Below are 23,889 nucleotides of genomic sequence, written 5' to 3'. Positions count from 1 at the left end.
CAGTCATTTTCCTTATTTATAAAATTTACGAAATTCAGGCTGACGTTTTTCCTTCAGGGCATTGACGCCTTCGCGCGATTCTTCCGTATCATAATAAAGTTTTAATGCATACATCCCCATGCCGGCAATTCCTGCCTGATGTGCCGTATCCATATTGAAGCTACGTTTGGCAATCGCGATTGCGGTCGGACTGCGCTGACAGATTTCTTCGGCCCAGGCCTGTACTTCGGCATCGAGTTGATCGGCAGGAACACATTTATTTGCCAGCCCCATTTCAACTGCTTCCTGTCCACTATAACGGCGGCACATATACCAGATTTCACGGGCTTTTTTCTCACCCACAACACGAGCCAGATAAGCTGTGCCATAACCTGGATCTACTGAGCCCATTTTCGGGCCCACCTGACCAAAAATGGCTTTTTCCGAACAAATGGTCAGGTCACAAATGGTGGCCAGAACGTTACCGCCACCAATGGCATAACCTTGTACACGAGCGATCACCGGTTTTGGTACATCACGAATCGCGGTATGCAACTCTTCCATCGGTAGACCAATGGTACCGCGGCCATCATAATTACCATCGTGAGCAGACTGGTCGCCGCCAGTACAGAAAGCACGATTACCGGCGCCAGTCAGTACAATCGCACCCACTTCACGGTCATAGCCGGCCTTGTTTAGGGCCTTGATTAATTCATCACAGGTGGTGCCACGAAAGGCATTCATTTTTTCTGGGCGATTGATGGTGATCCAGGCCACACCGTTTTTCACTTCATATAAAATATCTTCAAAATTCATTGTTATAACTTCCTGTATTTATCTATCTGACCTTATTTTTCGTATTTTCTAGCAATTTTTGCTTAACCACTCATGGTTAAACCACCAGAAACACTGAGTACTTGCCCGGTAATAAAGCTGGCATCTTCACTTAAAAAGAATGCAATCGAAGAAGCTAAATCTTCCGGCTGGCCTAAACGACCAAGTGGAATAGCACGAGTGAAAGCCTCACGTAATTTTTCTGGATTCGATGCACCCTCGGTGACACCTGCCAGTAAGGCTGTATCGGTTGGTCCGGGACAAATCACATTAATTTTGATGTTATGACGAGAATGTTCACGGGCCAGTGTTTTTGAGAATGAAAGCAGTCCGCCCTTACATGCAGCATAAACCGCTTCACCTGAAGAACCGACTCGGGCAGCATCAGAGGCAATGTTGACAATACTGCCAGAATTGCGCTCGACCATACCTTTCAGAACGGCAAAGTGCATATTCAGCATACCGACCAGATTGATCTGAATCAGTTTTTCCCATTCTTGCGGATTCGTTTTGATAAAAGGTTTGAAAATATCCCAACCGGCATTATTGACCAGTCCATCAATCGGCCCAAGCTCGGCTTCTACTTGCTGTACAGCCTGCTCCACAACAGTATTTTGAGTAATGTCACACTGCACAGCCAGGGCCTGGCCATTCTGCTGGTTAATTTCTGCGGCCAGTTTTTCTGCTGCTGCAATATTCATGTCAAAGATCGCAACTTTCGCACCTTCTTCCGCCAGACGGCGGCAGGTTGCTGAACCGATGCCACCTGCGCCACCGGTCACAATTACGACTTTATCCTTCAACCCTTTCATTTAACTCTCCCTGGTATATTTTTATCTGATTCTGATTAACTATTGTTCATATATCGCCTGTTATCACTAAAATAGAATTAGAATATTTTTATGTCAATATATTTACATAAAATAAGTTTATATATTTATTTTATAACTTATTATCAATAACTTATAATTTTAACAAATTAAAGACATTGACACATATCAGCTTTACTCTTAGATTTGCACTATCAATCACAGGCTCATTTTCAGAATAATGCAACCTGAATCGAAAAAACTTTTTATGTTGCTTCATTCAATCAAGCTGACTGAATAAAGAGAAAAAAATCATGATTTCTCAAGTTAATATGGTGCCAGTGTACTTGGGTTCTACATGCGCGCTGCAATCTGGAATTCGATTTATGCGAGTGAGCTCTAAGCTATACTCTTTTTTATTTAAACGTGTTGAGCTGGGTGGCTTATCAAATGAGTGATACTGTGTCAAAAAAATATGATCAATCCTTATACTCTGCCCACAATAGACTTTTTTTCAGGCTGTTTCAGGTGGGGAATACGCTGGATCGCAAATGCTCGAATGAACTGGGAATTTCTCCAGTGCATTGGGCTGTACTGGGAGCCTTGTCTCGGCCGCGGGTAAAATCAGGGATGTCATTTTCTGATTTGACCGAATACCTCGGTGTAAGCCGGCAAAATCTGGACGCAGTTTTAAAACGTCTGGAACGTGATGGTCTGGTTGAACGGATTATCAGTGAGCAAGACAGACGTGCTAAAAATGTCGCGCTGACCAGCGAAGGCTTTAAAACCTGGGATAGTTTGCAGAATGATTTTTTTGATTTTTATGGACAGGCTTTGAACAAGCTGACTTTTGATGATGCCATTACTCTGATTCACCTTCTTAATAAAGTCAATGACGGCCTGAAAAATATTCATTTGCCAAAAGAAATGAATGCAGAATAAAAAATGAGAAGCACGATGCTTCACTTTGATTCATATAAAAATGAGCCCGAGCAGGCTCATTTTTACAGACTTTATGAATAGTTATGCTTTTTGCGGATCATATTGACGGTCCTTGATAAAGATCCCGGATACAGCACCACATAAGAAATATGCACCGCCCATAATCAGGAAGCCCAAACCGATAGAGCCACCACTTGCAGCCGCCCCGATAATTGCAGGTGCAAACATGGCGCCAATACGCCCGGCATTATAAGCACCACCAACCGCAGTACCACGAATCGAGGTTGCAAAGCTTTCGGTCATGTAGGTGGCATTAATCGCATAAGGAATACCGTACAGGAAACCAAAGAAAATCAGCAGATAGGCAATATTGTCAGGGCTATTAAACAGTACAATCACCGGCAGGAAGATCGCTGTGCCAATAGCACCAAAGGCAAAGACAAAACGGCGTCCTAAACGGTCTGCTGCAAAGCCAGCCAGAACCTTGCCGAAAATCATGGCGACATAAGTCCCAATCATATAACCTGCCATCGATTTAAAATCCATATGTAATTCAGATTCTAGATAGGCCGGCATCCAGTTGTTGACGCCGTAATAACCAAACTGTAAAAAGCCAGCGGTTAAAATCCACAGGATAAACATTCTGCGGTTTCTAGGATCGGCAAAAATTTCCTTGGTGGTACTTTTTTTAACAGGTCGATTTGCCGTTACATCTGCAGGCGCATATAAACGTTGCAGTCTGGCCCGCTGCCAAGACTCTGGTTCTGGCACCAGTTTCTGGATAAAAAATGCCATGGCGGCTGGAATAATCGCGACAAAGAACAGCATCCGCCAGCCGTAGTCTGGAATAATCCAGCCAGCAAGCAAGGTCGCCACAATATAACCGACTGTCCAGCCTGCCTGTAAGGTTCCCAAGACTGTTGTCCGATATTCAGTAGGTACATATTCTGCCATCAATGTATTGGCTGCAATATATAAAGCGCCAATTCCGAATGCAGACAGAAAGCGTAATAGCGCGAACTGTTCAAAATTCTGGGTAAAACCCAGTGCCGCAGTCAATGTAGAAAAAATCAGGATGGAAATGACCACGGTGCGTACCCGGCCTAAATGGTCACAGGCCCAACCGCCCATAAATCCGCCAATAGCCATCCCGGCCAAAGTGAAACTTCCCAGTGCTCCTGCCTGTAAATTGCTTAAGCCAAACTCAGCTTTGAGACTGTTCAAGCTAAATGACAGCAATAACATGTCTGCGCCATCGACCAGTAAGGCCAGAAAAGCAAATATAAAGGCAATTTGCTGGGTTCTTTTGGTCGTGGGCTTGATTTTTCCTAATTCTGTTGCGAGATCCGTCATTGTAAATATCCTTGTTATTGCTTATTTCGTATTGATGTTTTAATTGCCATCTTGCACATAGACGGGTTGCTACAAATGCAATCCTGACAATTTTTAGCTCCTGTTTTTCTTGGTTTCTCTGAGAGATTTTCAGATCTCCTTTTATTTTTGCTGTTCCTGTCGAGCCCAATCAAGGTAATTAAGATAAGTTGAATTTTCAACAATATTTGATATTAAGTTTTGTTATACGAAATTAGTTATCGCTAATTTGATTATTAAATCATTTTAAGATATTTTGATATGAGGATTAGAAATTAGATGATATTGAATACAATAAAACAGGGAGTGTAAGGATGGGTGCTTTAACAGGCTTTCGCGTACTGGATTTAAGCCGTATTTTAGCCGGCCCGTGGTGCAGTCAAATTTTGGCCGATTTAGGCGCCGAAGTGATTAAAATTGAAAAACCTAATCACGGGGATGACACGCGAATCTGGGGCCCGCCCTGGCTAAAAAATGACAAGCAGGAAGATACGCATGAATCGGCATATTATCTTTCTGCCAACCGCGGTAAACATTCAGTTGCCGTGGATCTGTCTACGCCTGAAGGTCAAGAGATCATTAAAAAAATTGCCCAGCAAAGTGATGTGGTCATCGAGAATTATAAAGCGGGTTCTCTAAAAAAATATGGTCTGGATTATGAAAGTCTGAGTCAGTTAAATCCGCGTCTGGTGTACTGTTCAATTACCGGCTTTGGTCAGAACGGCCCACGTGCACACGAACCAGGTTATGATTTTATTATTCAGGGCATGGGTGGCATGATGAGCGTCACCGGTGAACGCGATGACTTGCCGGGAGGCGGCCCGCAAAAAGCCGGTCTGGCTTTTGCTGACCTGACCACCGGTTTATATTCTGCAATTGCCATTCAGGCGGCATTATTGTCGCGGGAAAAAACCGGTGAAGGCCAGCATATCGATATGGCACTGCTGGATACCCAGGTGGCTTCCCTCTCCGTTCTGGCAATGAATTATCTGACTTCAGACAAAGTGCCGGGCCGCTTTGGAAATGCGCATGCCAATATTGTGCCTTATCAGGTGTTTAAGGCACAGCAAGGTGAGTTTATTATCGCCTGTGGCAATGACCTGCAATTCAAGGCCTTGTGTCAGGCAGTGGGCTTGGCTGAGGTCGCCGAAGATCCTCGTTTCCTAAAAAATTCAGGACGGGTGATGCATCGTGAAGAGCTGACCACAGTGCTACAGGCACATTTCTATAAGCAACCCGCACAAACCTGGGTGGATCTGATTCATGCAGTCAAAGTTCCGGTTGGTATGATTAATAACCTGAAGCAGACTCTGAAAGAAGAACAGGTATTGGCACGTGAGATGGTCATCCAGATGCCACACACTTTACGTGAAGATTACACCTCGATTGGCTCACCGATTAAACTTTCCAAGACCCCGGTAGAGTATAAAAAAGCGCCACCCTGTTTAGGTGAAGATACCGATGTAGTCTTAAGCCAGTTTTTAAGCCCGGATGAAATAGATGAGCTGAAAAGCAAAAAAGTCATCCAGCAGCGATAAGCTAGCAAGCAATAAAAAAGGAATCTTTATGATTCCTTTTTTATTTTCACCGTAATTAGCCAGATTTTCTATTCTTTTTTAACAGGCTTTGGTATTGGGCTGAACAGTTCGAGGCAGTTCACGACGCAAAATTTTGCCGACCGCAGACTTTGGCAATTCAGATACGAATTCTATATATTTTGGCATTTTATAACTGGTCAGTTGCTGTTTCAGGAAAGCCATGACCTCGTCCTGAGTCAGGTTGGCGTCCTGTTTCACAATAAATGCCTTGGGTACCTGTCCGGATTTTTCATCCTCAATCCCGATCACGGCACATTCCAGTATTTTGGGATGTTTGGACAGTACGCCTTCCAGCTCATTCGGATAGACATTAAAACCGGAAACCAGAATCATGTCCTTTTTACGGTCTAGAATGGTGATATAACCCTGCTCATCCATACAGCCGATATCGCCTGTCAGAAAGAAGCCGTCTTTCGTAAATGCCTGAGCCGTTGCTTCCGGTTGCTGCCAGTAACCCTTCATCACCTGAGGTCCTCGAATGGCGATTTCTCCAGCCTGCTGAAACTCAACCGGCTTGGCCTCATCGTTTAAAATCAGGATTTCAGTTCCTGCCAGTGGCAAACCAATGGTGCCACTAAAGCGTCGGCTCAGCGGTGGATTAAAGGTCGCAGTAGGTGATGTTTCAGAAAGTCCATAACCTTCATAAATCTGGCAGCCTGTGATTTCATGCCATAACTCGGCAGTGCTTTTTAAAATAGACGATCCACCACCTGTGGTGGTTTTAAGACGTGAATGATCCAGCTCACGAAATCGAGGATGATGTCCCAGCGCGTTAAACATGGTATTCACGCCCGGAAAAACAGTCGGTGGGTGTTTCTGATATTGATCCAGCAAAGCATCCAGATCTCTCGGGTTCGGAATCAGGACATTGGCGAAACCGCGACTCAAACCATAACTGAACAGGCAGATAGTAAAACCATAAATGTGATACAGCGGTAAGGCACAGAACACATATTCATCTTCGGTAGCATAGCGATCTCCGAAATGACTGATAAAGACCGTACTGTTCTGCGCGATATTAAAAAGAATATTGCGATGGCTCAGTTCAGCACCTTTGGATACACCCGTTGTTCCACCGGTATATTGCAGAATGACCGTATCTTTCTGATGCTGTACAGGCGTCTTGAAATCGATCGTTTCGACTTGATCAATCGCCTGTTTAAAGTCAAAAAACCGTTTATCTGGATATTCTGCAGCCTGACGAGAAACTGTCACGGGCTGATCCTGAATAAAATCCATCGGATGCGTTGAAATCACATATTTGAGTGCAGGACATTCATCTAGTGCTGTTAATTGCTCCAAAGTCTGTCCCAGAATAATCAAGGCTTCTGCCCCTGAATCCTGTAGCTGATGATACAGCTCGCGCTGAGTGTACATCGGATTGACATTGACCAGCACATAACCGGCACGAATAATGGCAAAGGTCGCAATCGGGTACTGAATAATATTCGGCAACATTACTGCAATACGGCCACCAGCTGCCAGCCCCAACTCCTGCAAATAGGTGGCGAATTTCTGGCTATATACGTCGATGTCTTTATAGCTGAACTTGCGATTCCGATAGATAAATGCAGTTTTATCCTGAAATTTAACTAAATTATCAGCAATCGTCATGCTCAGGGTTTTCTCGGGATCTGGCCGGGTAAATTCCGGATTGATATTCCACTTTTTATATTCTTCCATCCATAGCTGATTTTTCATTACAGCACTCCTATCTTTGCTTTAAATTTATTTCGTATTGTTAAAACTCTAAGGTTTCAATTTTCCTAGCAGGCTTTTACACCAGTTTTTGCTGCATTTGCTCCAGATACTGGTAGTGATAACCGCTACGAATAAAATGCTGATTTTTATTTCTGAATGAATGCGCATAATCTGGCCAGACCAGAGTCAACTTGCGGCTGACCGGATCCAGATACCAGCTTTTACAGCTTTCCGATAGCCAGACACTGCCTTGAGACAGTTGCTGCAGCTCCTGCATATAACTATTTTCAGCATGCTGATCAGCCTCGAAAACCTGAATCTGATTCAGCTCAAAAAATTGCAAGGCATCCAGCACCAGATCAAATTGGGTTTCCAGAAAATAAAGCGCTGAATTATGACCACTGCCGGTATTGGGTCCATTCAGGATGAACAGGTTTGGAAAATTATGTACGGTCGTTGACTGATAGCCCTGCATGCCGCTAGACCATTGTTGTTCCAGACTTAGGCCATGTTTACCGACGACCTTTGCCGCATAAGGTGGACGTGCTGCTTCAAACCCAGTGGCAAATACAATGATATCTGCAGGAAATTCATGGCCGGATTTGCTTATTACGCCATCTTGGCTTACTTCTGCCAAGGCCGAGTCTTCAAGCGTGACATGCGCTTTTAAAAAGGTTGGATAATAATCATTAGAGAGCAATAAGCGCTTGCAACCCGGCTCATAATGCGGAGTGAGTTTATGCTGTAACTCAGGGTCTGAAATCTGATGTTTTAAAAATTGCAGACAATTTTTCTTGACCCGCTCGATCTGGCTTTTCAGATTACGACGCTGGGCAAAATTGTATTCATTGCCCCAGAACAACGAGTGTCTGAGTGCTGACATACTGTCCGGATCTTTGCGGAAAAGCTGTTTTTCTGACTCAGAATAAGCCCGGTCTGGCCGCGGTAATATATATGGCGCACTACGTTGCAAGACGGTCAGGCTTTTGGCCATTTTGGCAATTTCCGGCACAAGCTGAACTGCTGAAGCTCCAGAACCGACCACAACCACGCGCCGATTATCCAGATTCAGCTGATGATTCCAGCGCGCGGAATGCATGACCTGGCCCTGAAATTCTGCCAGACTCGGAATTTGCGGGAGATGTTCATCCGCAAGATGTCCGGTTGCTGTGATTAAAATTTCTGCCTGATACAGACCTTGAGAAGTCTGAATTTCCCAGATACGTGCTTTGGCATTCCAGCTAGCTTTTTCCAGTTGAGTTTGAAAGTCGATATGTGGCCGGATATTTTCCTGATCACAGCACTGGATTAAATAACGCTGAATTTCTGCTCCTTGCGGAAAGACACGCGACCAGTCCGGATTTTTAATAAAAGAAAAAGAATATAAATGAGATGGCACATCACAGGCGACACCGGGATAGGTATTATCACGCCATGTTCCACCGACTTCTGCGGCACGTTCAATGATTTTAAAGTCGTGAATGCCCTGCTGTTTCAGACGGATTGCCATGCCCAAACCACCGAAACCGCTGCCTACGATTAAAATCTTGCTGCGCTGTACTGGAGCTTGCATTATTTTTCTCCTGTTTTAAGGCATCGACGGCTGGATTTTTTGATTTGCCGGATACTGCTGTGGATGCTGGCTAAACTGGTTCACCAGTTGCAGCACTTCTGCAGGCGCTTCGATATACAGTGCGTGTCCCGACGCAATTTCGATATAACGACTGTCCTGTATTGAGGCAAACAGCAGCTTTGCTTGAGCCAGAGGTATCATGCGGTCTTCATGGCAAGCGACGATTAAGGTCTCCGCACAAATGTCCGGCAAGATCGAGGTAATATCAATGCGATAATTCAGTTCACGTTGTTTGGCTGCATCTTGGGAAGGTTTAACAAAGCGTGCCAGATCAAGCACCTGTTGTTCGCTACGGGCACATAGATAATCATCGCTATACAGGCAATAATTGACAAAATGCGGCAAGGCAGCGGATTGTTCATTAAATAACTGTTGCCAGATGCTTGTCCGCAGTTGCTGCACCGAGCTGGTCTTTGCCCAACCGGCTAACAGAATCAAGCGCGCTACGCGCTGTTTGAGACTCGCGGCGACTTGTGCAGCAATCACGGCACCGAGTGAATAACCTACGACTGTAATAGTTTCATCTTCTGCAACTGCATGCTGAATCAGTGCTTCGACCTGCTGACTGAAATCGCTAATCGCCAGATCAGCTTTATCAGGTGTGTGCAAATCAATTGATAACACCCGCTGATGCATGCCCAGCATCGGAAAAATATAACTAAAATGCTTGTCGGTATTTCCACCTGTGCCATGAATCAGAATAATGCTGGGAAATGCAGAACGCTGTCCGACTTCGTGATAGTTAAGTTGCAAATCAGCATAAGGAAACTGTCGAGTAATCACGTCTAAATCCATATAGACTCCTGATCTTGTTGTTTTATAGTCTGTTCAACCGCAGAGAAAAAAACTGATATTGAATACAGTTGAGATGCAAAACGGGTTATTAAAAAAAGACCCACGATCAAGAGAGGCGATCGTGGGTCAAAAGGTTTAATCGAATTTGAACTCTTCAGCTTCAAGCAGGAACAGGCTTTCACCACCCGCTAGAATATTGGCAGTATGCGTTGCAGTTCTTGGTAAAATCCGTGCAAAGAAGAATTGTGCAGTTTTGATTTTTGCTGCATAGAACGGATCGGTATGACCTTGTTCAATTTTCTGCTGTGCCGTAATCGCCATTTTTAGCCATAAATAAGCCGACACCACATAACCGGAGAAATATAAATAATCGACTGAGGCCGCACCAATTTCATTGACAGACTGCTGAGCCTGCTCCTGAATGGTTCTGGTTAATTCCAGCCATTGTTCAGTCAACTGGCTGACTTGTGCAACTTGCTGGCTAAACTGGGCATGTCGTTGATGTTCTTCTACAAAGCCTTGAATTTCCTCGGTTAATGCGGTCAACAGACCCAATTTTGAACCTAGAACTTTACGCGCCAGCAAGTCAATGGACTGAATTTCAGTGGTTCCTTCATAGAGGCTGGCAATACGTGCATCACGGGCAATCTGTTCCATGCCATGTTCAGCAATATAACCGTGACCACCGAAAACCTGCATACCATGTTTAGCCGCTTCTATGCCGGTTTCAGTCATTAATGCTTTGGCAATTGGGGTTAATAATGCCAGACGGTCTTCAGCTGCTTTCTTTTCTTCCGGGCTGTCAGTGGCTTCAGCGATATCGGCATAGGTCGCCAGATAATATGCAAGTGCACGTGAACCTTCTGCAAACACCTTTTGAGTCAGCAGCATGTTACGTACTGCCGGATGCACGATAATCGGATCTGCAGGCTGGCCTGGCACTTTTGCACCTTCAAGAGAACGCATCGCCAGACGGTCTTTGGCATAAGCCAATGCCCCCTGATAAGAAGATTCTGCTGCTGCCAAGCCTTGAATAGCTGTACCGATACGTGCCGAGTTCATAAAGGTAAACATGCAGTTCAGACCGCGATTTTCAGGCCCAATCAGGAAACCTTTGGCATTATCAAAATTCAGCACACAGGTCGCATTGCCGTGAATGCCCATCTTGTGTTCAATGGCGCTACACACCACACCATTACGGGAAGCCACATTACCTGCTTCATCCAGATTGTATTTCGGCACAATAAACAGCGAAATACCTTTGGTTCCCGCAGGTGCATCTGGCAAACGTGCCAGTACGATATGCACGATATTTTCAGCCAGGTCATGTTCACCGGCTGAGATAAAGATTTTCTCACCGCTGATGCTATAGCTACCGTCTTCATTTGGCACAGCTTTGGTACGAATCAGGCCAAGATCAGAGCCGGCATGAGATTCAGTCAAGCACATGGTTCCAGTCCAGCGGCCTGCAATTAAAGGTACCAGGAATTTCTGTTTCTGTTCATCGCTACCGTGGTGCTCTAAAGTACGCATGGCACCATGGGACAGGCCTGGGTACATGCCCCAAGACCAGTTCGTTGCGGTAATAATTTCAGAAATGGCAATACGGTATAAGGTCGGGAAGCCCTGACCGCCATATGCTTCGTCACCAGTTAATGAGGTAAAGCCGAGTTCTACATATTTGTCATAAGCTGCTTTAAACCCATCCGGGGTGGTTACGACGCCATCCTGCAAACGGCAACCCTGCTGGTCGCCTGTCGCATTAATCGGTAGAAGTTCGTTTTGGCAAAAGTCCGCAGCGACTTCCAGATATTGCTCCATAATATCCATAGAAACCTTGTCTGCGAATTTTGCATAGCCCTGATATTTCTGTTCAACGTTTAACAGGTCTTTCAGGACAAACTTCATGTCTTTTAATGGCGCAATATAATTTCTCATCGTAATTCCCTTGTATGAGTTCTAATTTGTATATTTATGACAATTAATTTCATAATACGAAATTATGTTTTAAATCCACTATAATATAATTTAAAGAATAAAATCTAGTCATTCGATGAAATTTCCCATTTAAAAATAAAAAATATACAGGATGAAAAAAGCCATTCATGGTGGAATGGCTTTTCTATTCAGCGACTTCACTAAAGTTGATTAACGTGGAAAAAATTGAGCTAAACGTTGCTGAACAATCTGCTCTGCCTCCTGCATGATATTTTCGATCAGCGCCTGACAAGTCGGAATGTCATGAATCAATCCCATCACTTGACCTGCAGTCAGTACACCAGCATCAATATCGCCATTTTCTAAAGCGAGCTTGCCTTTTAAACCGCTGACATAGGGACGAATCTGTTCAAATTGCAGGTTTGGATCTTCACTCATTTTCACCACAAGATCAGATACCGCATTTTTGGCAACACGGGCAGTATTCCTGAACTGTCGATACAGCAGATGTGTCGCCCTTTCATCATTATCGACATAGAACTGTTTGATGTTTGAATGGATCGGCGCTTCCTTAGTGGCACAAAAGCGTGTACCCATATTGATGCCTTCAGCACCTAAAGCCAAAGCTGCGACCAGACCACGGCCATCAGCAAAACCGCCACTGGCCACAATCGGCACAGTAAGCTGATCCGCAGCGGCAGGAATTAAAATCAGGCCAGGAATATCGTCTTCACCCGGATGGCCCGCACATTCAAAACCATCAATCGAAATGATATCCGCACCGATTCTTTGTGCTGAAAGCGCATGACGGACGGAAGTACATTTATGAATGACAATAATGCCGTGTTGCTTAAACGCCTCAATATGTTCATGTGGCTTGTTGCCTGCTGTTTCTACGATTTTGATACCGCTTTCAATGATCGCCTGTCGGTATTCTGCATATGGCGGCGGATTCACAGCGGGCAATAAAGTCAGATTGACCGCAAAAGGCTGATCGGTCATTTCTCGGCAGCGTGCAATTTCCTTGACCAAGGCTTCAGGCGTCGGTTGAGTCAATGCCGTTAATGTTCCCAAGCCACCTGCATTAGATACGGCACTGGCCATTTCTGCGGTACCGACCCACATCATGCCGCCCTGAATAATTGGATAGCGAATGCCTAAAAGCTCGGTAATACGGGTCTGAATTTTCATAAATGCTCTCCTTAGCATCCGGTAAATTGTGCAGGGCGTTTTTCGACAAAAGCCTGGACACCTTCTTTATAGTCCTGACTGCTCAGAGCCAGATATTGCAGGTTTTGTTCCAGCTCCAGTTGCTGGTCTATGTTATTTTCAGCACTGCGTTGCAAGGCCTGTTTGGTTAAAGCCAGCGCATAAGTCGGCTGTTGAGATAATCGGTGTGCAATGTCGTCGATATAAGCATCAAATTCTGTATCTGGAAGCATTTTCCAGATCATGCCCATTTCAGCGGCCTCTTTGGCATGCACCGGTTCCCCCAGAAAAGTAAGTGCCATGGCACGTGCATAACCGATTAAACGTGGCAACATCCAGGTGCCACCGGCATCAGGAATCAAGCCAATTTTAGAAAAGGCCTGAATAAATCGGGCACTTTCCTTGGCAATGACCAGATCACAGGCCAGCGCGATATTGGCACCTGCACCAGCAGCCACACCATTCACTGCTGCGATTACCGGTTTGGGACTCTGGCGGATCAGATTAATCAAGGGATTATAGTATTTGGCCAGCGAGCCTTGCGGTGGCAAAGGCACATTGCCGAGCTGTCCAGCACGTTCTTTTAAATCCTGTCCCGCTGAAAATGCCCGGCCATTACCGCGAATCACAATTACCCGAATATTCGGATCTGTATTCCAGTTTTTCAGCACCTGTTGCACTTCCTCATGCATTTGCTGGTTAAAACTGTTGAGTGAATCCGCGCGGTTAAAGCTTAAGGTTGCGACGCCTTGCTGAACCTGAGTTTGAATCGTTTTCCACATCATCAATTTCCTTATTTTTCCGGTATCCCTACAATTAATAGCCTTTATTAACATCTACCTGATGGCATAAATCCAGCCCGAGATTTAAACGTCGGTCATTTTCTAGAATCTGTTCCACCACCACAGACATGGGTGCATGTGAGGCAACATGTGGTGTAACAACGATCTTTTCATGCTGCCAGAATGGATGTTCAGCAGCTAATGGCTCCTGTTCAAATACATCGACAATTGCACCACGTAACTGGCTGGAATCTAATGCATTTAATAAATCTTGCTCAATTAAATGCTGACCCCTCCCGACATGAATTAATGCCGCCTGCTCAGGCAACCGCTGAAATAATTCAGCAGAAAGAATGCCGGTATTTTCTTCAGTGAGTGGCAGCAGGTTAATCAGAATCTGACTTTGAGCCAGGAATTCGGAAAGCTGTTCTTGGCCTACATAGCTTTTAACTTGATTAATGTCTTTTGGGGAATTCGACCAACCAGAGACTTGATAGCCCATGTCTGCGAAACGTTCTGCTACGTATCCACCCATATGCCCCAGTCCCATAATTCCGATCTGGATATGATGGCTATAACTTTGACGATACTGTTTCCATAGCTGCTGCTTTTGCTGCTGGATCATGCAGTCAAAATAACGCTGGAAATACAGCACGCCCCAGAGCAGGTAATCAAGCATGCCTTTTTGATGATGTGGATCCAGTACCCGGCAGACTGACTGGTCAGCTCTAATCTCGTTTAAATTTAAATGTTCGACCCCTGCAGCAATCGAATGAATTAGACCAAGTTCTGGAAGTTGCCGAAGTTTTTCCAGATCTGGAAACCACGAAGCTGCTGTGGTCGCCTGTTCAGCTTCCGGGCTGTCCACTGTACAGAAACTGCCAGCAGGCGCATATTTCTGAAAAGACTTGACCAGAATCGCCTCAATATTCGGCACAGTACTGGAAATCACAATCATGATGCATACTCCGTATATTGATGCTCAATCAGGGATAATGCAGCCTGCCAGGCACGCTGTAAAATCGGTTCAACTAAAGGACTGGCGAACTGCTTGGCAGTTTTAATTCGGACTTCTTCTGCTGGATAATGCAATTCAGCACCACCGCTTAAGGCCTTCACCTGTGCCTGACAGGCACGCTCCAGAAAATAGATTTCATGAAAGGCCCGTGCAATCGTTTCGCCAGCCGTTAAAAGTCCGTGATTGCGCAAAATCATGGCGCGATGGCTGCCCAGGTCCTGAATCAGGCGTTCCTGTTCATCTGTTGACAATGCAACGCCCTCATATTCGTGATAGGCCACCTGCTGATAAAATTTCAAAGCATGCTGGGAAATGGGAAGAAGTCCGTGTTTCTGTGCAGAAACTGCTATGCCATCTGCGGTATGCGTATGAATGACACAGTTCAGATGAGCATGTGCTTCATGAATTGCAGAGTGGATGACGAAGCCCGCCATATTCACCGGCTTGTCCTGTTCATAGCTTTCTACAACCTGCCCTTCATGATTAATCTTCACCAGCGTTGAAGCACACATTTTTTCAAAAGCGACACCATACTGATTAATCAGAAAACAGTCAGGTTGATCGGGAACTCTTAAACTGATGTGAGTATCGATCAGGTCCGTCATCCGGTAATGCGCAATAATGCGATAAAGCGCTGCGAGTTCACAACGTGCCTGCCATTCAGCATCTGTGACGAGATTTTTTATTGTCATCGTTCCATCCTGGAAAAATATAGCATTTCGATCACTATCTGTTATATCATAATTCTATAAAAACAGAATATTATTTCATAAGACGAAATAAACCATTACAAGGAGTTGATATGCCCACATCACAATTAAATGGACTTGAATATCTCACCGCAATTAAAAATGGGGAAATTTCCAGTTCAGCCATGAGTGAAATTATTCCCATGCGTTTGACCTTAGTACGCGAAAACTATGTGGAATATGAAGTGCGTCCTGATCATCGCCATTACAATTTACAAGGCGGAATTCATGGCGGCTTTTGTGCAACGGTTCTAGATAGTGCGACTGGCGCTGCCGTGCATACGACAGTAGATGCAGGTGTCAGTTTCTCAACAATTGACCTGAATGTAAAAATGCTGAAAGCAATGAAAAGCGGCGAAACCTATACAGCTATTGGTGAAATTATCCGGATCGGACGCAATGTACTGACCTCAGAAGGCCGAATTATCGATAAAGAAGGTAAAGTTTATGCCTTTGGGTCGGCAACATTATTAGTCACTGGTCGTAAGTAATCATTACACTGACGTAGTCAATCCCTGCTCAGGCAGGGATTTTTATTTTAAAAGAAAAATCTCAATAAAAAATGCCATGCATATCATATATACATAGCATTAAGGCTATGACTAAAGCTGTGATGCAGCTTCAGGGTTTTCAATTACCATCGCCAGGCCTTGACCCAGACCGATACATAGACTGATCACGGCATATTTTTTACCAGTACGCTGTAAGTGACGTGCAACAGTTAAAGCCAAACGCGCACCCGAACAGCCCAGTGGATGACCAATGGCAATTGCACCACCATTTGGATTAACACGCGGATCATCCAAAGCGACATCCAGACCTTTCAGGCAAGATAATACCTGACTGGCAAAGGCTTCATTAATCTCGATGATATCCATATCGTCTAGCGTCAAACCCGCACGCTGTACTGCCTTTTTAATCGCTTCAATTGGGCCTGCTCCCATGATGCGTGGCTCAATGCCAGCGGCTGCAGAAGACAGAATACGAGCTAAAGGTTTTAAGCCATACTGTTCCTGCACTTTTTCACTGCCGATAATCAGTGCTGCAGCGCCGTCATTGATTCCTGATGCATTACCTGCTGTTACTACACCACCTTCAAATAGCGGTTTTAACTTGGATAAAGCTTCAAATGTTGAAGATGCACGTGGATGCTCATCCTCAGTAATTTGTTTAGGCGGCAATTTGCGTCCTTGAGAAACTTCAATCGGGGTAATTTCACCTTCAAAGAAACCTGATTCTTTCGCTACCTGATATTTTGCCTGTGATGCAGCGGCAAAGGTATCAGCCTGTTCACGGCTAATACCGAATTCTTCAGCCACGTTATCACCTGTTTCAGGCATACTGTGCGCGCCAAACTGATCCGTAAATTTACGGTTCGGGAAACGGGTACCAATCGTGGTGTCATAAATTTTGGCATCACGTGAATAAGCACTTTCTGCTTTGCCCATCACAAAAGGCGCGCGGGTCATACTTTCTACGCCACCAGCAATGTACAACTCGCCTTCGCCTGCAGTGATGGCACGTGCCGAATCAATCACAGCACCGAGACCTGATGCACATAAGCGGTTTACCGTCTGCCCCGGAACTGTTACCGGCATACCCGCTAACAATGCTGCAAAACGTGCCACATTACGGCTGTCTTCACCGGCCTGGTTGGTACTACCAAAGATTACATCTTCTACGTCTTCTGCCGGGATACCGGTTTTTTCCAGCAGGTTTTTAATGACTGTAGCTGCTAGATCATCTGGACGTACACTTGCCAGACTTCCGGCATGGCGACCGATTGGTGAACGTAAACCATCATAAATATATGCATTTAACATGAGTGTTATTCCTTTAACTTTTTAATTAATGTGTTGTATGAACAAGAGGCAGACCAAGCTGAACACGGCGACGCAACCAAGGACTTGGACGGTAACGCTGGTCACGGGTAATCGCAGTCATGCTATCCAGAATTTTCAGGATTTTTTCAGCACCCAGCACATCCCCCCATTCAATTGGGCCATATGGATAACCAAGGCCTAATTTCACCGCGATATTGATATCTTCCACCGTTGCAACGCCTTGCTGGGCAATATCACAGCCGAGATTCACAATCATCGCCAAAGCACGTTGAGCCACAAAGCCGACGCTTTCCTGAATTACGCTGGCGGTCACACCATCCAGATTGAAAATTGATTGGGCTGCTTTTACCAGCTCAGGTTGGGTCACAAAAGTTGGCATCAAGGTACGGTGTTTATGCAGACCATATAGCAGATCGATGCACACCACTTGCTGAGGTGCCACCTGATAACGGACAGCGGCTGATGTTGCATCTTCACCATAGGTGGCAATCAGGATTAAAGCCTCTGCTGAAGGTGTCTCAGTTTGCTCAATCTGGATATTGAACTGTTGCAGATATTGCTCAAGTGCCTGACGGTCTTCATCATATTCGGTGCCTAGCCAGACTGATGGATATTGACTTAACTTTTCAACCAATGCTGGAGCAACATCACCTTCTTTGCTACCCGAAGTGTAATCATAGAAACCTTTACCGGTTTTACGACCTAACTGCTTGGCAATAAAACGCTGACGGGTAATCACGCTTGGACGGTAACGTGCTTCTTCATAATACTGATGATAAATCGATTCACTCACCGGATGCGAGACATCCATACCGGTCAGATCACCTAATTCAAACGGCCCCATCTTGAAACCGATTCCGTCACGGTAGATCCTGTCAATATCATAAAATGGTGTGACATTTTCATTCAGAATTGCATAGGCTTCGCTACCAAAGGCACGGCCGGCATGGTTAATGATAAACCCTGGAGTATCTTTAGCTTTGACCGGACGATGACCCATTTTTGTAGAAAGCTGGGTTAATGCTTCAATAATGTCAGCACGGGTATTAAAGCCTTCAATCACTTCGACCACTTTCATGAGTGGGACCGGATTAAAGAAGTGATAACCGGCAACACGTTCTGGCTGCTCACAGTTGGCAGCGATTGCACTGATCGACAATGAAGAGGTATTAGATGCCAGAATCGCCTCTGGTTTTATCATTCCTTCCAGTTGCTGCATCAGTTTTTGCTTGATTTCCAGATTTTCAATAATCGCTTCAACAATCAAGTCACAATCTTTCAGGTCTTCTAGCTGCTGGGCAGTCGACAGATGAGCAATATCTTCAGCGGCTTTTTCATGGCTGAATTTACCTTTATCTGCCAAGGTATTTAATGTTTTGGCCAGTTTATCCTGTGCCTGTTCGGCTGCCCCTTCTTTGGCATCAAACAGTACCACATCATGACCAGACTGAATCGCGATCTGGGCAATACCTGCACCCATCGTACCCACGCCAATAATGCCGATTTTCTGAATCTGAATACTCATGCTTATCGTCCCTGATAATTCGGTTTACGTTTTTCAATAAAGGCCTGCATGCCTTCTTTTTGATCTTCGGATGAGAACAGTATCTGGAAAGACTTACGTTCCAGGGTAAGTCCGGCATTAAGCGGCACATCTTCAGCCAATAAAGCCACTTCCTTGATTTGCTCTAGAGCAATTGGCGGCATTTTCGCTAGGCCTTCCGCCATCTTGATAGCTGTAGCAAGGGTTTCACTGTCTTCAGTCACCTGGGACACCAGACCAATTTGATAGGCTTCCGGTGCAGGCACCAGACAACCGGTCATGATCATGCGCATGGCATGAAATTTGCCCACTGCACGGAATAAACGCTGGGTACCACCGGCACCCGGCATAACACCCACTTTTACTTCAGGCTGACCAAACTGGGCACTTTTCCCGGCAATAATAATGTCCGCATGCATGGCCAGTTCACAGCCACCACCGAGCGCATAACCATTAACTGCTGCAATTACCGGTTTTGAGCACTGTGCTATTGCCTGCCAATAACGTTCAGTCCGACGCTGCATCATTTGAATGGTTTCTGCATTGGCCAGTTCTTTAAGATCGGCTCCTGCTGCAAAATCTGTTTCACCACCGGTAAGAATAATGGCACGAACATTTTCATCGTCATTCAGTTGCAAAAAAGCCGCCGCAAGTTTCTGGCGAACTTCTGTATTCAGGGCATTTTTCGCTTCTGGTCGATGAATTTTAACCATCGCTACATGTGCTGAAACTTGTTCTACTTGAACTACCTGTTCCATTAAAATCTCCATTTATTTTGTATAGCGAAATTTTATTTTATATAAAACTAAGGTTTCTCAAGCTATAAATCAAGGATTTTTAACTCCAGAATGCAAAAAAGTTATTTTTTACTAAAAATAGAGTAAAAACTCTTGTTCATCTGGTTATTTTATGATTAATTGATTTCGCAATACGGAATTAAGTATTTTAAATGCAATCTGATTATTCATTTCAATGAATAATCGCCATAAGGCAGAACTTAAAATTAATTTACGAAATCAAATTTTCCAGCAATGAGATGATTTTGATTTAGCGTAAAGCGTGAAAAATCGAATGTAGCCTGATAAAAAATGCAGCGGCTGTTGTGTGCAGAGCGAGTCTGTTAAATCAGGAAAACTATGTTTCCGTGAGGAAGAAAAATGGATTTAGCGGTAGCAGAGGAAATGCTACTTTGAATATATAGAGGATATAAGAATGACAAGCGATACCATCGTAACAGGAGACAATAAAACCGATGTCTCCTCCACGGATACCATTAAACAGGCACCAAAACGTCTTTGGATGACGGCTTTTGTCTTTGCTTTTCTGATTTTGCTCTGTGACGGTGCAGATATCGGGATTCTGGCTTTCAGTCTGACCAGTCTGAAAGCTGAATGGGGCCTGACTTCTGTACAGGCGGGTGCCTTGGGAAGTTATTCTCTTTTAGGTATGGGGATCGGAGGCTTTATTGGTGGATGGGCATGCGACAAATTTGGACGTGTCCGTGTCATTGTACTGGCCACCATCGCCTTCTCGATCTTATCCGCCTACTCAGGTTTTGCACAGTCTTATACTGAATTTGCAATTTTACGTACTCTTTCTTGCTTGGGTTTAGGCTGTTTATATATTGCCTGTAATACTCTGATGTCAGAATACGTACCGACCAAATACCGTACTACTGTACTGGCAACATTGATGACTGGTTTCACTTTAGGTTCATTGGTGATTACCATGATTTCAGGCTGGATTATTCCTGAGTTCGGCTGGCGTATGCTGTACTGGATCACAATTGCTCCATTAGCTTTGGGTATCCTGATGCACTTTATGGTGCCAGAGCCAGAATCATGGAAACGTGTCCGTGAAATGAAAAGAACTGGTCAGATTGTGGATAACGATACCAAAAAAGGTAATCCATACATCACCATTCTTAAAGATAAAACTCATGGCAAGATGTTCATCTTGTGGTCTTTCAGCTCCGGTTTCCTGTTATTTGGTTACTTCGGTGTAAGTAACTGGTTGCCAAGTTATCTTGAAGCTGAATTAGGCATTAAGTTTAAAGAAATGGCACTGTATATGGTGGGTACATTCATCACCATGATTTTTGCCAAAATCATTGCAGGTTATGTTGCTGATAAAATTGGTCGCCGTATTGTGTTTGCTTTCGGCACCATGGGAACAGCGCTATTTATCCCTGTCGTGGTGTATATGCATAATGCCGATAACATTGGCGTACTGATGCTAATCTTCGGCTTCCTGTACGGTATTCCATATGCCATCAATGCAACCTATCTAACCGAAAGTTTCCCGACCGGTGTTCGTGGTACAGCGGTGGGCGGTGCATTCAATATTGGTCGTATCGGTGCAATCTTTGCGCCAATTACGATTGGTTATCTGGCGATGCATGGTTCGATCGGTACAGGTCTGTTGGTAATGGGTGCAGCATATTTCCTATGCGGTTTGATTCCTGCCCTGTTTATTAAAGACCGTTTATACGATCCGCAAAAAGCAGAATAAACCCTACTTCGGAAGGCAGGTCAAATCGCTGCCTTCCTCACTTCAAATATTTACAACACGTCAGTATAGAAAGGTCTCCTTTCATTCAGGATTAAAAATTTCTTTAGGGATTAAGAAATGAAAAAATTAGTTTTAGCGACATTATGTGGTATTGCTTCAGCACAGGCATTTTCAGCAGAAGCTTCTGAAGACCGTATGCAATTTCTTGAGTCACAGTTAAAGCAAATCCAGGCAGAACTAGAACAACAAAAAGCCGCGCAACTTGCATTAAAGAACCAGCAGGAACAAGCCAAAGCGCAAGACTCTAAAACGCTGAGTTCAATGGTAGATAATGTCGATGTTTATGGCTTGATCCGCTTTGATGGTGCAGTCGATTTCAAAAGTACTACTGAAGCCCGTGGCCGTACCATTAACCAGATTAATAAAGTACCTTTTACTGAACCGGATTCTGTACGTTCCGATTTTACTGCGGCTGCCAGCCGGATTGGTTTCCTGGCCAAAGATCTAGGAGGCAATCCGAATGTTTCTGCTCGTTTAGAAGCCGACTTCTGGACCAACAATGGTAAAGGCGATGGTGGATTACGTATCCGTCATGCACACTTAAAATACTATAACTGGACGTTTGGTCAGGCCTGGTCATTGATGTCAACACCAGAGATTAGCACTGAAGCTGTCGACTACAGCTTGTTCCTGGGTGGATCAGTCTTACGTACACCTCAGGTGAGCTATGCTTTCAAACTTGATCCGGAAAATACCTGGAATGTCGGTCTGGAGTACATGGCCGGTGGCGATCGTTCTTCTGCCTTACCTGCCTTAAGCACTAAATATGTTCATCAATCAGGCCCTCTTCATTTATTAGCTCAAGGCTTTGTCAATCAAAAGCAAGCGCAAACAGATACAGGTGATATTGAAAAAGTTGGCTGGGGTGTGGGCGTTGGTGGACGTTACCGTTTAGATGATCAAAACTCAATTCAGGGGAACTATTTCCATATGGTCGGTGATCAGCGTATTGCAGCTTTCTTGACTCAAGGTTCAACAACCGATGGTGCTGCCTGGGGTGGCGATTATTCAGTCGATCCAATCAATAATGAACTTTTATTGAATGAGTTCAATAGTATAAATATTGGCTTCACGCATAAATTTACGCCGAAACTACGTAGTAGTATTAATGCCAGCGTGGTTGATTTTGATGATTCTAGCGATTATGCCAAAGCCAATCCGGAAACCAATAAGCGCTTAACCGACTATGTGGCTAACGTGATCTATTCTCCTGTTCCAAAGATTAATTTGGGTGCAGAATATCATCATGGCAAGCGTGAAACCTTTGACAATAAGGAAGCAGATATTTCGCGTATCAACCTCTCTGCCAACTATAGTTTTTAAAGCCTCAGGAGACAAGGATGTCAGCCCAAGGGCAAATTTCACGCCGTTTCATGTTCATGATGGCAATGACCTGCGCACTCTGCGCAGGTTGTAACTATTTTAACCAGCCCTTGATTTATTCTATTGCAGAGGATCTGCAGATCAGTGTGGCTCAGTCTGGCTGGACTGTAGTACTGACCCAGATTGGCTATGCCACCGGATTATTTTTGTTTGTCCCTTTGGGTGACTTGTTCGAAAAACGGTTGTATATCTGCAGTTTGATGTTCTGTACCGGATTGGCGCTTATTGGGCTTTCAGCCAGTACCAATCTGCATATGTTGTATGGCTTTACCCTGCTCGCCTCTTTTTGTTCGATCACCACCCAGATTCTGATTCCTTTTGCCGCCAGCCTGTCGCAGCGTGATAAAAGTGCCGAAGTCGTTGGCCTACTCATGAGTGGTGTTCTGGTGGGTATTCTGTTTGCCCGTACCGTGGCCGGACTGATTTCTACTTTATGGTCCTGGCATGCGGTGTACTTGTTTAGTGGTTGTGCAATTCTTCTGCTGAGTCTGGCCATGTGGTTCCAGTTACCAAGCGCTAAGAGCCAGTTGCAGATGAATATATTGCAAATTTATCGCTCACTATTTACCTTTGCACGCACAGAACCCATGCTGATCCGGCGTAGTATGATCGGAGGTTTGGGTTTTGGCATGCTGAGTATTATCTTTACTACCATGACTTTTATTCTGGCTGAAGCACCTTATCATTTTAATGATTTCCAGATTGGCCTCATGGGCATTGTGGGGGTGGTCGGCATCTGGTCCTCTCAGTGGACCGGTAAAATGATTGGCAGGCATCGGGAAAAATGGATTGCGCATCTGGCTACGTGCGGACTGATTCTGGCCTGGATTCCTTTATTCTTTGCCCAGAATTATTTATGGATTTATATCTTGGGCTTAATTCTGGCTTATTTTGGAATTTCCTGTTTGCATGTCTTGAACCAGAATCTGGTCTATCGAATTTCAATGCAGGCTCGCTCGCGGATTAATGCCATCTATATGACCTGTTATTTTTCAGGTGCCGGTCTGGGTGCATTTTTATCGCTGCATTTATGGAAAAGCTATGGCTGGTCTGCCTGCGTCATTTTAGGTTTTATTTTTGCCGTGTTGATCTTTTTGATTAACTATTATGATTTAAACCAAGAAAGAAATTTAGCCAATATTCAGCCTGAGCCTTAGATACTGTTAAAAACCTTTGGGGTTAAAAGCTTA

At 44.6% G+C, this 23,889-nt stretch carries 20 protein-coding genes; 6 read left to right on the top strand and 14 right to left on the bottom strand.

What is annotated here, in order from left to right; genetic code table 11:
* Positions 1–12: 12 nt before the first annotated feature.
* Together badI and FTU95_RS06240 are read right to left on the bottom strand one after the other, a co-directional pair.
* Positions 13–795: a 2-ketocyclohexanecarboxyl-CoA hydrolase gene (gene badI / locus FTU95_RS06245; RefSeq protein ID WP_180077880.1), complete on the bottom strand. Its 783-nt coding sequence runs from the start codon at positions 793–795 to the stop codon at positions 13–15.
* Positions 796–857: 62 nt separating this feature from the next.
* Positions 858–1,625, bottom strand: a complete 768-nt coding sequence (locus FTU95_RS06240; RefSeq protein WP_100357180.1) for a glucose 1-dehydrogenase — start codon at positions 1,623–1,625, stop codon at positions 858–860.
* 447 nt (positions 1,626–2,072) lie between these two features.
* Between FTU95_RS06240 and FTU95_RS06235 the strand changes: the two genes are divergently transcribed.
* Positions 2,073–2,564, top strand: a complete 492-nt coding sequence (locus FTU95_RS06235; protein ID WP_005170960.1) for a MarR family winged helix-turn-helix transcriptional regulator — start codon at positions 2,073–2,075, stop codon at positions 2,562–2,564.
* An 81-nt stretch (positions 2,565–2,645) separates the two neighbouring features.
* On the opposite strand, the gene FTU95_RS06230 is transcribed toward FTU95_RS06235, so the two are convergent.
* On the bottom strand, positions 2,646–3,917 hold the full coding sequence (locus FTU95_RS06230) for an MFS transporter (protein ID WP_074382789.1): 1,272 nt from the start codon (positions 3,915–3,917) through the stop codon (positions 2,646–2,648).
* A 332-nt stretch (positions 3,918–4,249) separates the two neighbouring features.
* Here FTU95_RS06230 and FTU95_RS06225 point away from each other — a divergent pair, with 332 nt between their 5' ends.
* On the top strand, positions 4,250–5,473 hold the full coding sequence (locus tag FTU95_RS06225; RefSeq protein ID WP_005096893.1) for a CaiB/BaiF CoA-transferase family protein: 1,224 nt from the start codon (positions 4,250–4,252) through the stop codon (positions 5,471–5,473).
* A 78-nt stretch (positions 5,474–5,551) separates the two neighbouring features.
* On the opposite strand, the gene FTU95_RS06220 is transcribed toward FTU95_RS06225, so the two are convergent.
* The 8 genes from FTU95_RS06220 to FTU95_RS06185 form a co-directional block, all read right to left on the bottom strand.
* Positions 5,552–7,234 carry an AMP-binding protein gene (locus tag FTU95_RS06220; protein WP_005096895.1) on the bottom strand — a complete coding sequence of 561 codons (1,683 nt, stop codon included), beginning with the start codon at positions 7,232–7,234 and terminating at the stop codon, positions 5,552–5,554.
* A 76-nt stretch (positions 7,235–7,310) separates the two neighbouring features.
* Positions 7,311–8,807, bottom strand: coding sequence for an NAD(P)/FAD-dependent oxidoreductase (locus FTU95_RS06215; protein ID WP_180077878.1), 1,497 nt, complete (start codon positions 8,805–8,807; stop codon positions 7,311–7,313).
* A gap of 15 nt (positions 8,808–8,822) precedes the next feature.
* Positions 8,823–9,662, bottom strand: coding sequence for an alpha/beta fold hydrolase (locus FTU95_RS06210; protein ID WP_005170949.1), 840 nt, complete (start codon positions 9,660–9,662; stop codon positions 8,823–8,825).
* A 135-nt stretch (positions 9,663–9,797) separates the two neighbouring features.
* Positions 9,798–11,600: an acyl-CoA dehydrogenase C-terminal domain-containing protein gene (locus tag FTU95_RS06205; protein WP_180077876.1), complete on the bottom strand. Its 1,803-nt coding sequence runs from the start codon at positions 11,598–11,600 to the stop codon at positions 9,798–9,800.
* 210 nt (positions 11,601–11,810) lie between these two features.
* On the bottom strand, positions 11,811–12,791 hold the full coding sequence (locus FTU95_RS06200; RefSeq protein WP_005096900.1) for a nitronate monooxygenase family protein: 981 nt from the start codon (positions 12,789–12,791) through the stop codon (positions 11,811–11,813).
* Positions 12,792–12,802: 11 nt separating this feature from the next.
* The gene (locus FTU95_RS06195) at positions 12,803–13,591 is read right to left on the bottom strand and encodes an enoyl-CoA hydratase-related protein (RefSeq protein ID WP_005096901.1); all 789 of its coding nucleotides are present in this window, start codon (positions 13,589–13,591) and stop codon (positions 12,803–12,805) included.
* 34 nt (positions 13,592–13,625) lie between these two features.
* Positions 13,626–14,549 carry a glyoxylate/hydroxypyruvate reductase A gene (locus FTU95_RS06190; RefSeq protein ID WP_005096902.1) on the bottom strand — a complete coding sequence of 308 codons (924 nt, stop codon included), beginning with the start codon at positions 14,547–14,549 and terminating at the stop codon, positions 13,626–13,628.
* Positions 14,546–15,301 carry a class II aldolase/adducin family protein gene (locus FTU95_RS06185; protein WP_004730963.1) on the bottom strand — a complete coding sequence of 252 codons (756 nt, stop codon included), beginning with the start codon at positions 15,299–15,301 and terminating at the stop codon, positions 14,546–14,548. The genes FTU95_RS06190 and FTU95_RS06185 overlap by 4 nt, the downstream gene beginning before the upstream one ends.
* 110 nt (positions 15,302–15,411) lie before the next feature.
* Here FTU95_RS06185 and FTU95_RS06180 point away from each other — a divergent pair, with 110 nt between their 5' ends.
* Positions 15,412–15,849, top strand: a complete 438-nt coding sequence (locus FTU95_RS06180) for a PaaI family thioesterase (RefSeq protein ID WP_071850671.1) — start codon at positions 15,412–15,414, stop codon at positions 15,847–15,849.
* A 111-nt stretch (positions 15,850–15,960) separates the two neighbouring features.
* Here the strand turns inward: FTU95_RS06180 and FTU95_RS06175 are convergent, their stop codons facing one another.
* From FTU95_RS06175 to FTU95_RS06165, 3 genes are read right to left on the bottom strand one after another with little or no spacing between them, the layout of a single operon-like run.
* Positions 15,961–17,181, bottom strand: coding sequence for a 3-oxoadipyl-CoA thiolase (locus FTU95_RS06175; RefSeq protein ID WP_180077874.1), 1,221 nt, complete (start codon positions 17,179–17,181; stop codon positions 15,961–15,963).
* Positions 17,182–17,206: 25 nt separating this feature from the next.
* Positions 17,207–18,727, bottom strand: coding sequence for a 3-hydroxyacyl-CoA dehydrogenase (locus FTU95_RS06170; protein WP_100357185.1), 1,521 nt, complete (start codon positions 18,725–18,727; stop codon positions 17,207–17,209).
* A 2-nt stretch (positions 18,728–18,729) separates the two neighbouring features.
* Complete coding sequence (locus FTU95_RS06165; protein ID WP_180077872.1) at positions 18,730–19,503, bottom strand: enoyl-CoA hydratase; 774 nt, start codon at positions 19,501–19,503, stop codon at positions 18,730–18,732.
* 454 nt (positions 19,504–19,957) lie between these two features.
* Between FTU95_RS06165 and FTU95_RS06160 the strand changes: the two genes are divergently transcribed.
* The 3 genes from FTU95_RS06160 to FTU95_RS06150 all read left to right on the top strand — a co-directional run bounded on the left by FTU95_RS06160 (position 19,958) and on the right by FTU95_RS06150 (position 23,856).
* Complete coding sequence (locus FTU95_RS06160) at positions 19,958–21,256, top strand: MFS transporter (RefSeq protein ID WP_005096906.1); 1,299 nt, start codon at positions 19,958–19,960, stop codon at positions 21,254–21,256.
* 117 nt (positions 21,257–21,373) lie between these two features.
* The gene (locus FTU95_RS06155) at positions 21,374–22,639 is read left to right on the top strand and encodes a DcaP family trimeric outer membrane transporter (RefSeq protein WP_004646966.1); all 1,266 of its coding nucleotides are present in this window, start codon (positions 21,374–21,376) and stop codon (positions 22,637–22,639) included.
* A 17-nt stretch (positions 22,640–22,656) separates the two neighbouring features.
* The gene (locus tag FTU95_RS06150) at positions 22,657–23,856 is read left to right on the top strand and encodes an MFS transporter (RefSeq protein WP_004646967.1); all 1,200 of its coding nucleotides are present in this window, start codon (positions 22,657–22,659) and stop codon (positions 23,854–23,856) included.
* Positions 23,857–23,889: the final 33 nt, after the last annotated feature.

Source organism: Acinetobacter sp. YH12208 (genome assembly GCF_013418055.1).
In the GTDB taxonomy this organism is placed as follows: domain Bacteria; phylum Pseudomonadota; class Gammaproteobacteria; order Pseudomonadales; family Moraxellaceae; genus Acinetobacter; species Acinetobacter pseudolwoffii.
The sequence above is the reverse complement of the archived record's forward strand: the minus strand, read 5'-3'. Positions and strand labels throughout refer to the sequence as shown.

Bases quoted from the DNA above. Each gene is read 5' to 3' on its own strand.
- FTU95_RS06210 (WP_005170949.1), bottom strand. From the start codon at position 9,662: ATGGATTTAGACGTGATTACTCGACAGTTTCCTTATGCTGATTTGCAA.
- FTU95_RS06175 (WP_180077874.1), bottom strand. From the start codon at position 17,181: ATGTTAAATGCATATATTTATGATGGTTTACGTTCACCAATCGGTCGC.
- FTU95_RS06170 (WP_100357185.1), bottom strand. From the start codon at position 18,727: ATGAGTATTCAGATTCAGAAAATCGGCATTATTGGCGTGGGTACGATG.
- FTU95_RS06215 (WP_180077878.1), bottom strand. From the start codon at position 8,807: ATGCAAGCTCCAGTACAGCGCAGCAAGATTTTAATCGTAGGCAGCGGT.
- FTU95_RS06165 (WP_180077872.1), bottom strand. From the start codon at position 19,503: ATGGAACAGGTAGTTCAAGTAGAACAAGTTTCAGCACATGTAGCGATG.
- FTU95_RS06225 (WP_005096893.1), top strand. From the start codon at position 4,250: ATGGGTGCTTTAACAGGCTTTCGCGTACTGGATTTAAGCCGTATTTTA.
- FTU95_RS06240 (WP_100357180.1), bottom strand. From the start codon at position 1,625: ATGAAAGGGTTGAAGGATAAAGTCGTAATTGTGACCGGTGGCGCAGGT.
- FTU95_RS06205 (WP_180077876.1), bottom strand. From the start codon at position 11,600: ATGAGAAATTATATTGCGCCATTAAAAGACATGAAGTTTGTCCTGAAA.
- FTU95_RS06190 (WP_005096902.1), bottom strand. From the start codon at position 14,549: ATGATTGTGATTTCCAGTACTGTGCCGAATATTGAGGCGATTCTGGTC.
- FTU95_RS06180 (WP_071850671.1), top strand. From the start codon at position 15,412: ATGCCCACATCACAATTAAATGGACTTGAATATCTCACCGCAATTAAA.
- badI (WP_180077880.1), bottom strand. From the start codon at position 795: ATGAATTTTGAAGATATTTTATATGAAGTGAAAAACGGTGTGGCCTGG.
- FTU95_RS06195 (WP_005096901.1), bottom strand. From the start codon at position 13,591: ATGTGGAAAACGATTCAAACTCAGGTTCAGCAAGGCGTCGCAACCTTA.
- FTU95_RS06185 (WP_004730963.1), bottom strand. From the start codon at position 15,301: ATGACAATAAAAAATCTCGTCACAGATGCTGAATGGCAGGCACGTTGT.
- FTU95_RS06160 (WP_005096906.1), top strand. From the start codon at position 19,958: ATGACAAGCGATACCATCGTAACAGGAGACAATAAAACCGATGTCTCC.
- FTU95_RS06155 (WP_004646966.1), top strand. From the start codon at position 21,374: ATGAAAAAATTAGTTTTAGCGACATTATGTGGTATTGCTTCAGCACAG.
- FTU95_RS06200 (WP_005096900.1), bottom strand. From the start codon at position 12,791: ATGAAAATTCAGACCCGTATTACCGAGCTTTTAGGCATTCGCTATCCA.
- FTU95_RS06150 (WP_004646967.1), top strand. From the start codon at position 22,657: ATGTCAGCCCAAGGGCAAATTTCACGCCGTTTCATGTTCATGATGGCA.
- FTU95_RS06235 (WP_005170960.1), top strand. From the start codon at position 2,073: ATGAGTGATACTGTGTCAAAAAAATATGATCAATCCTTATACTCTGCC.
- FTU95_RS06230 (WP_074382789.1), bottom strand. From the start codon at position 3,917: ATGACGGATCTCGCAACAGAATTAGGAAAAATCAAGCCCACGACCAAA.
- FTU95_RS06220 (WP_005096895.1), bottom strand. From the start codon at position 7,234: ATGAAAAATCAGCTATGGATGGAAGAATATAAAAAGTGGAATATCAAT.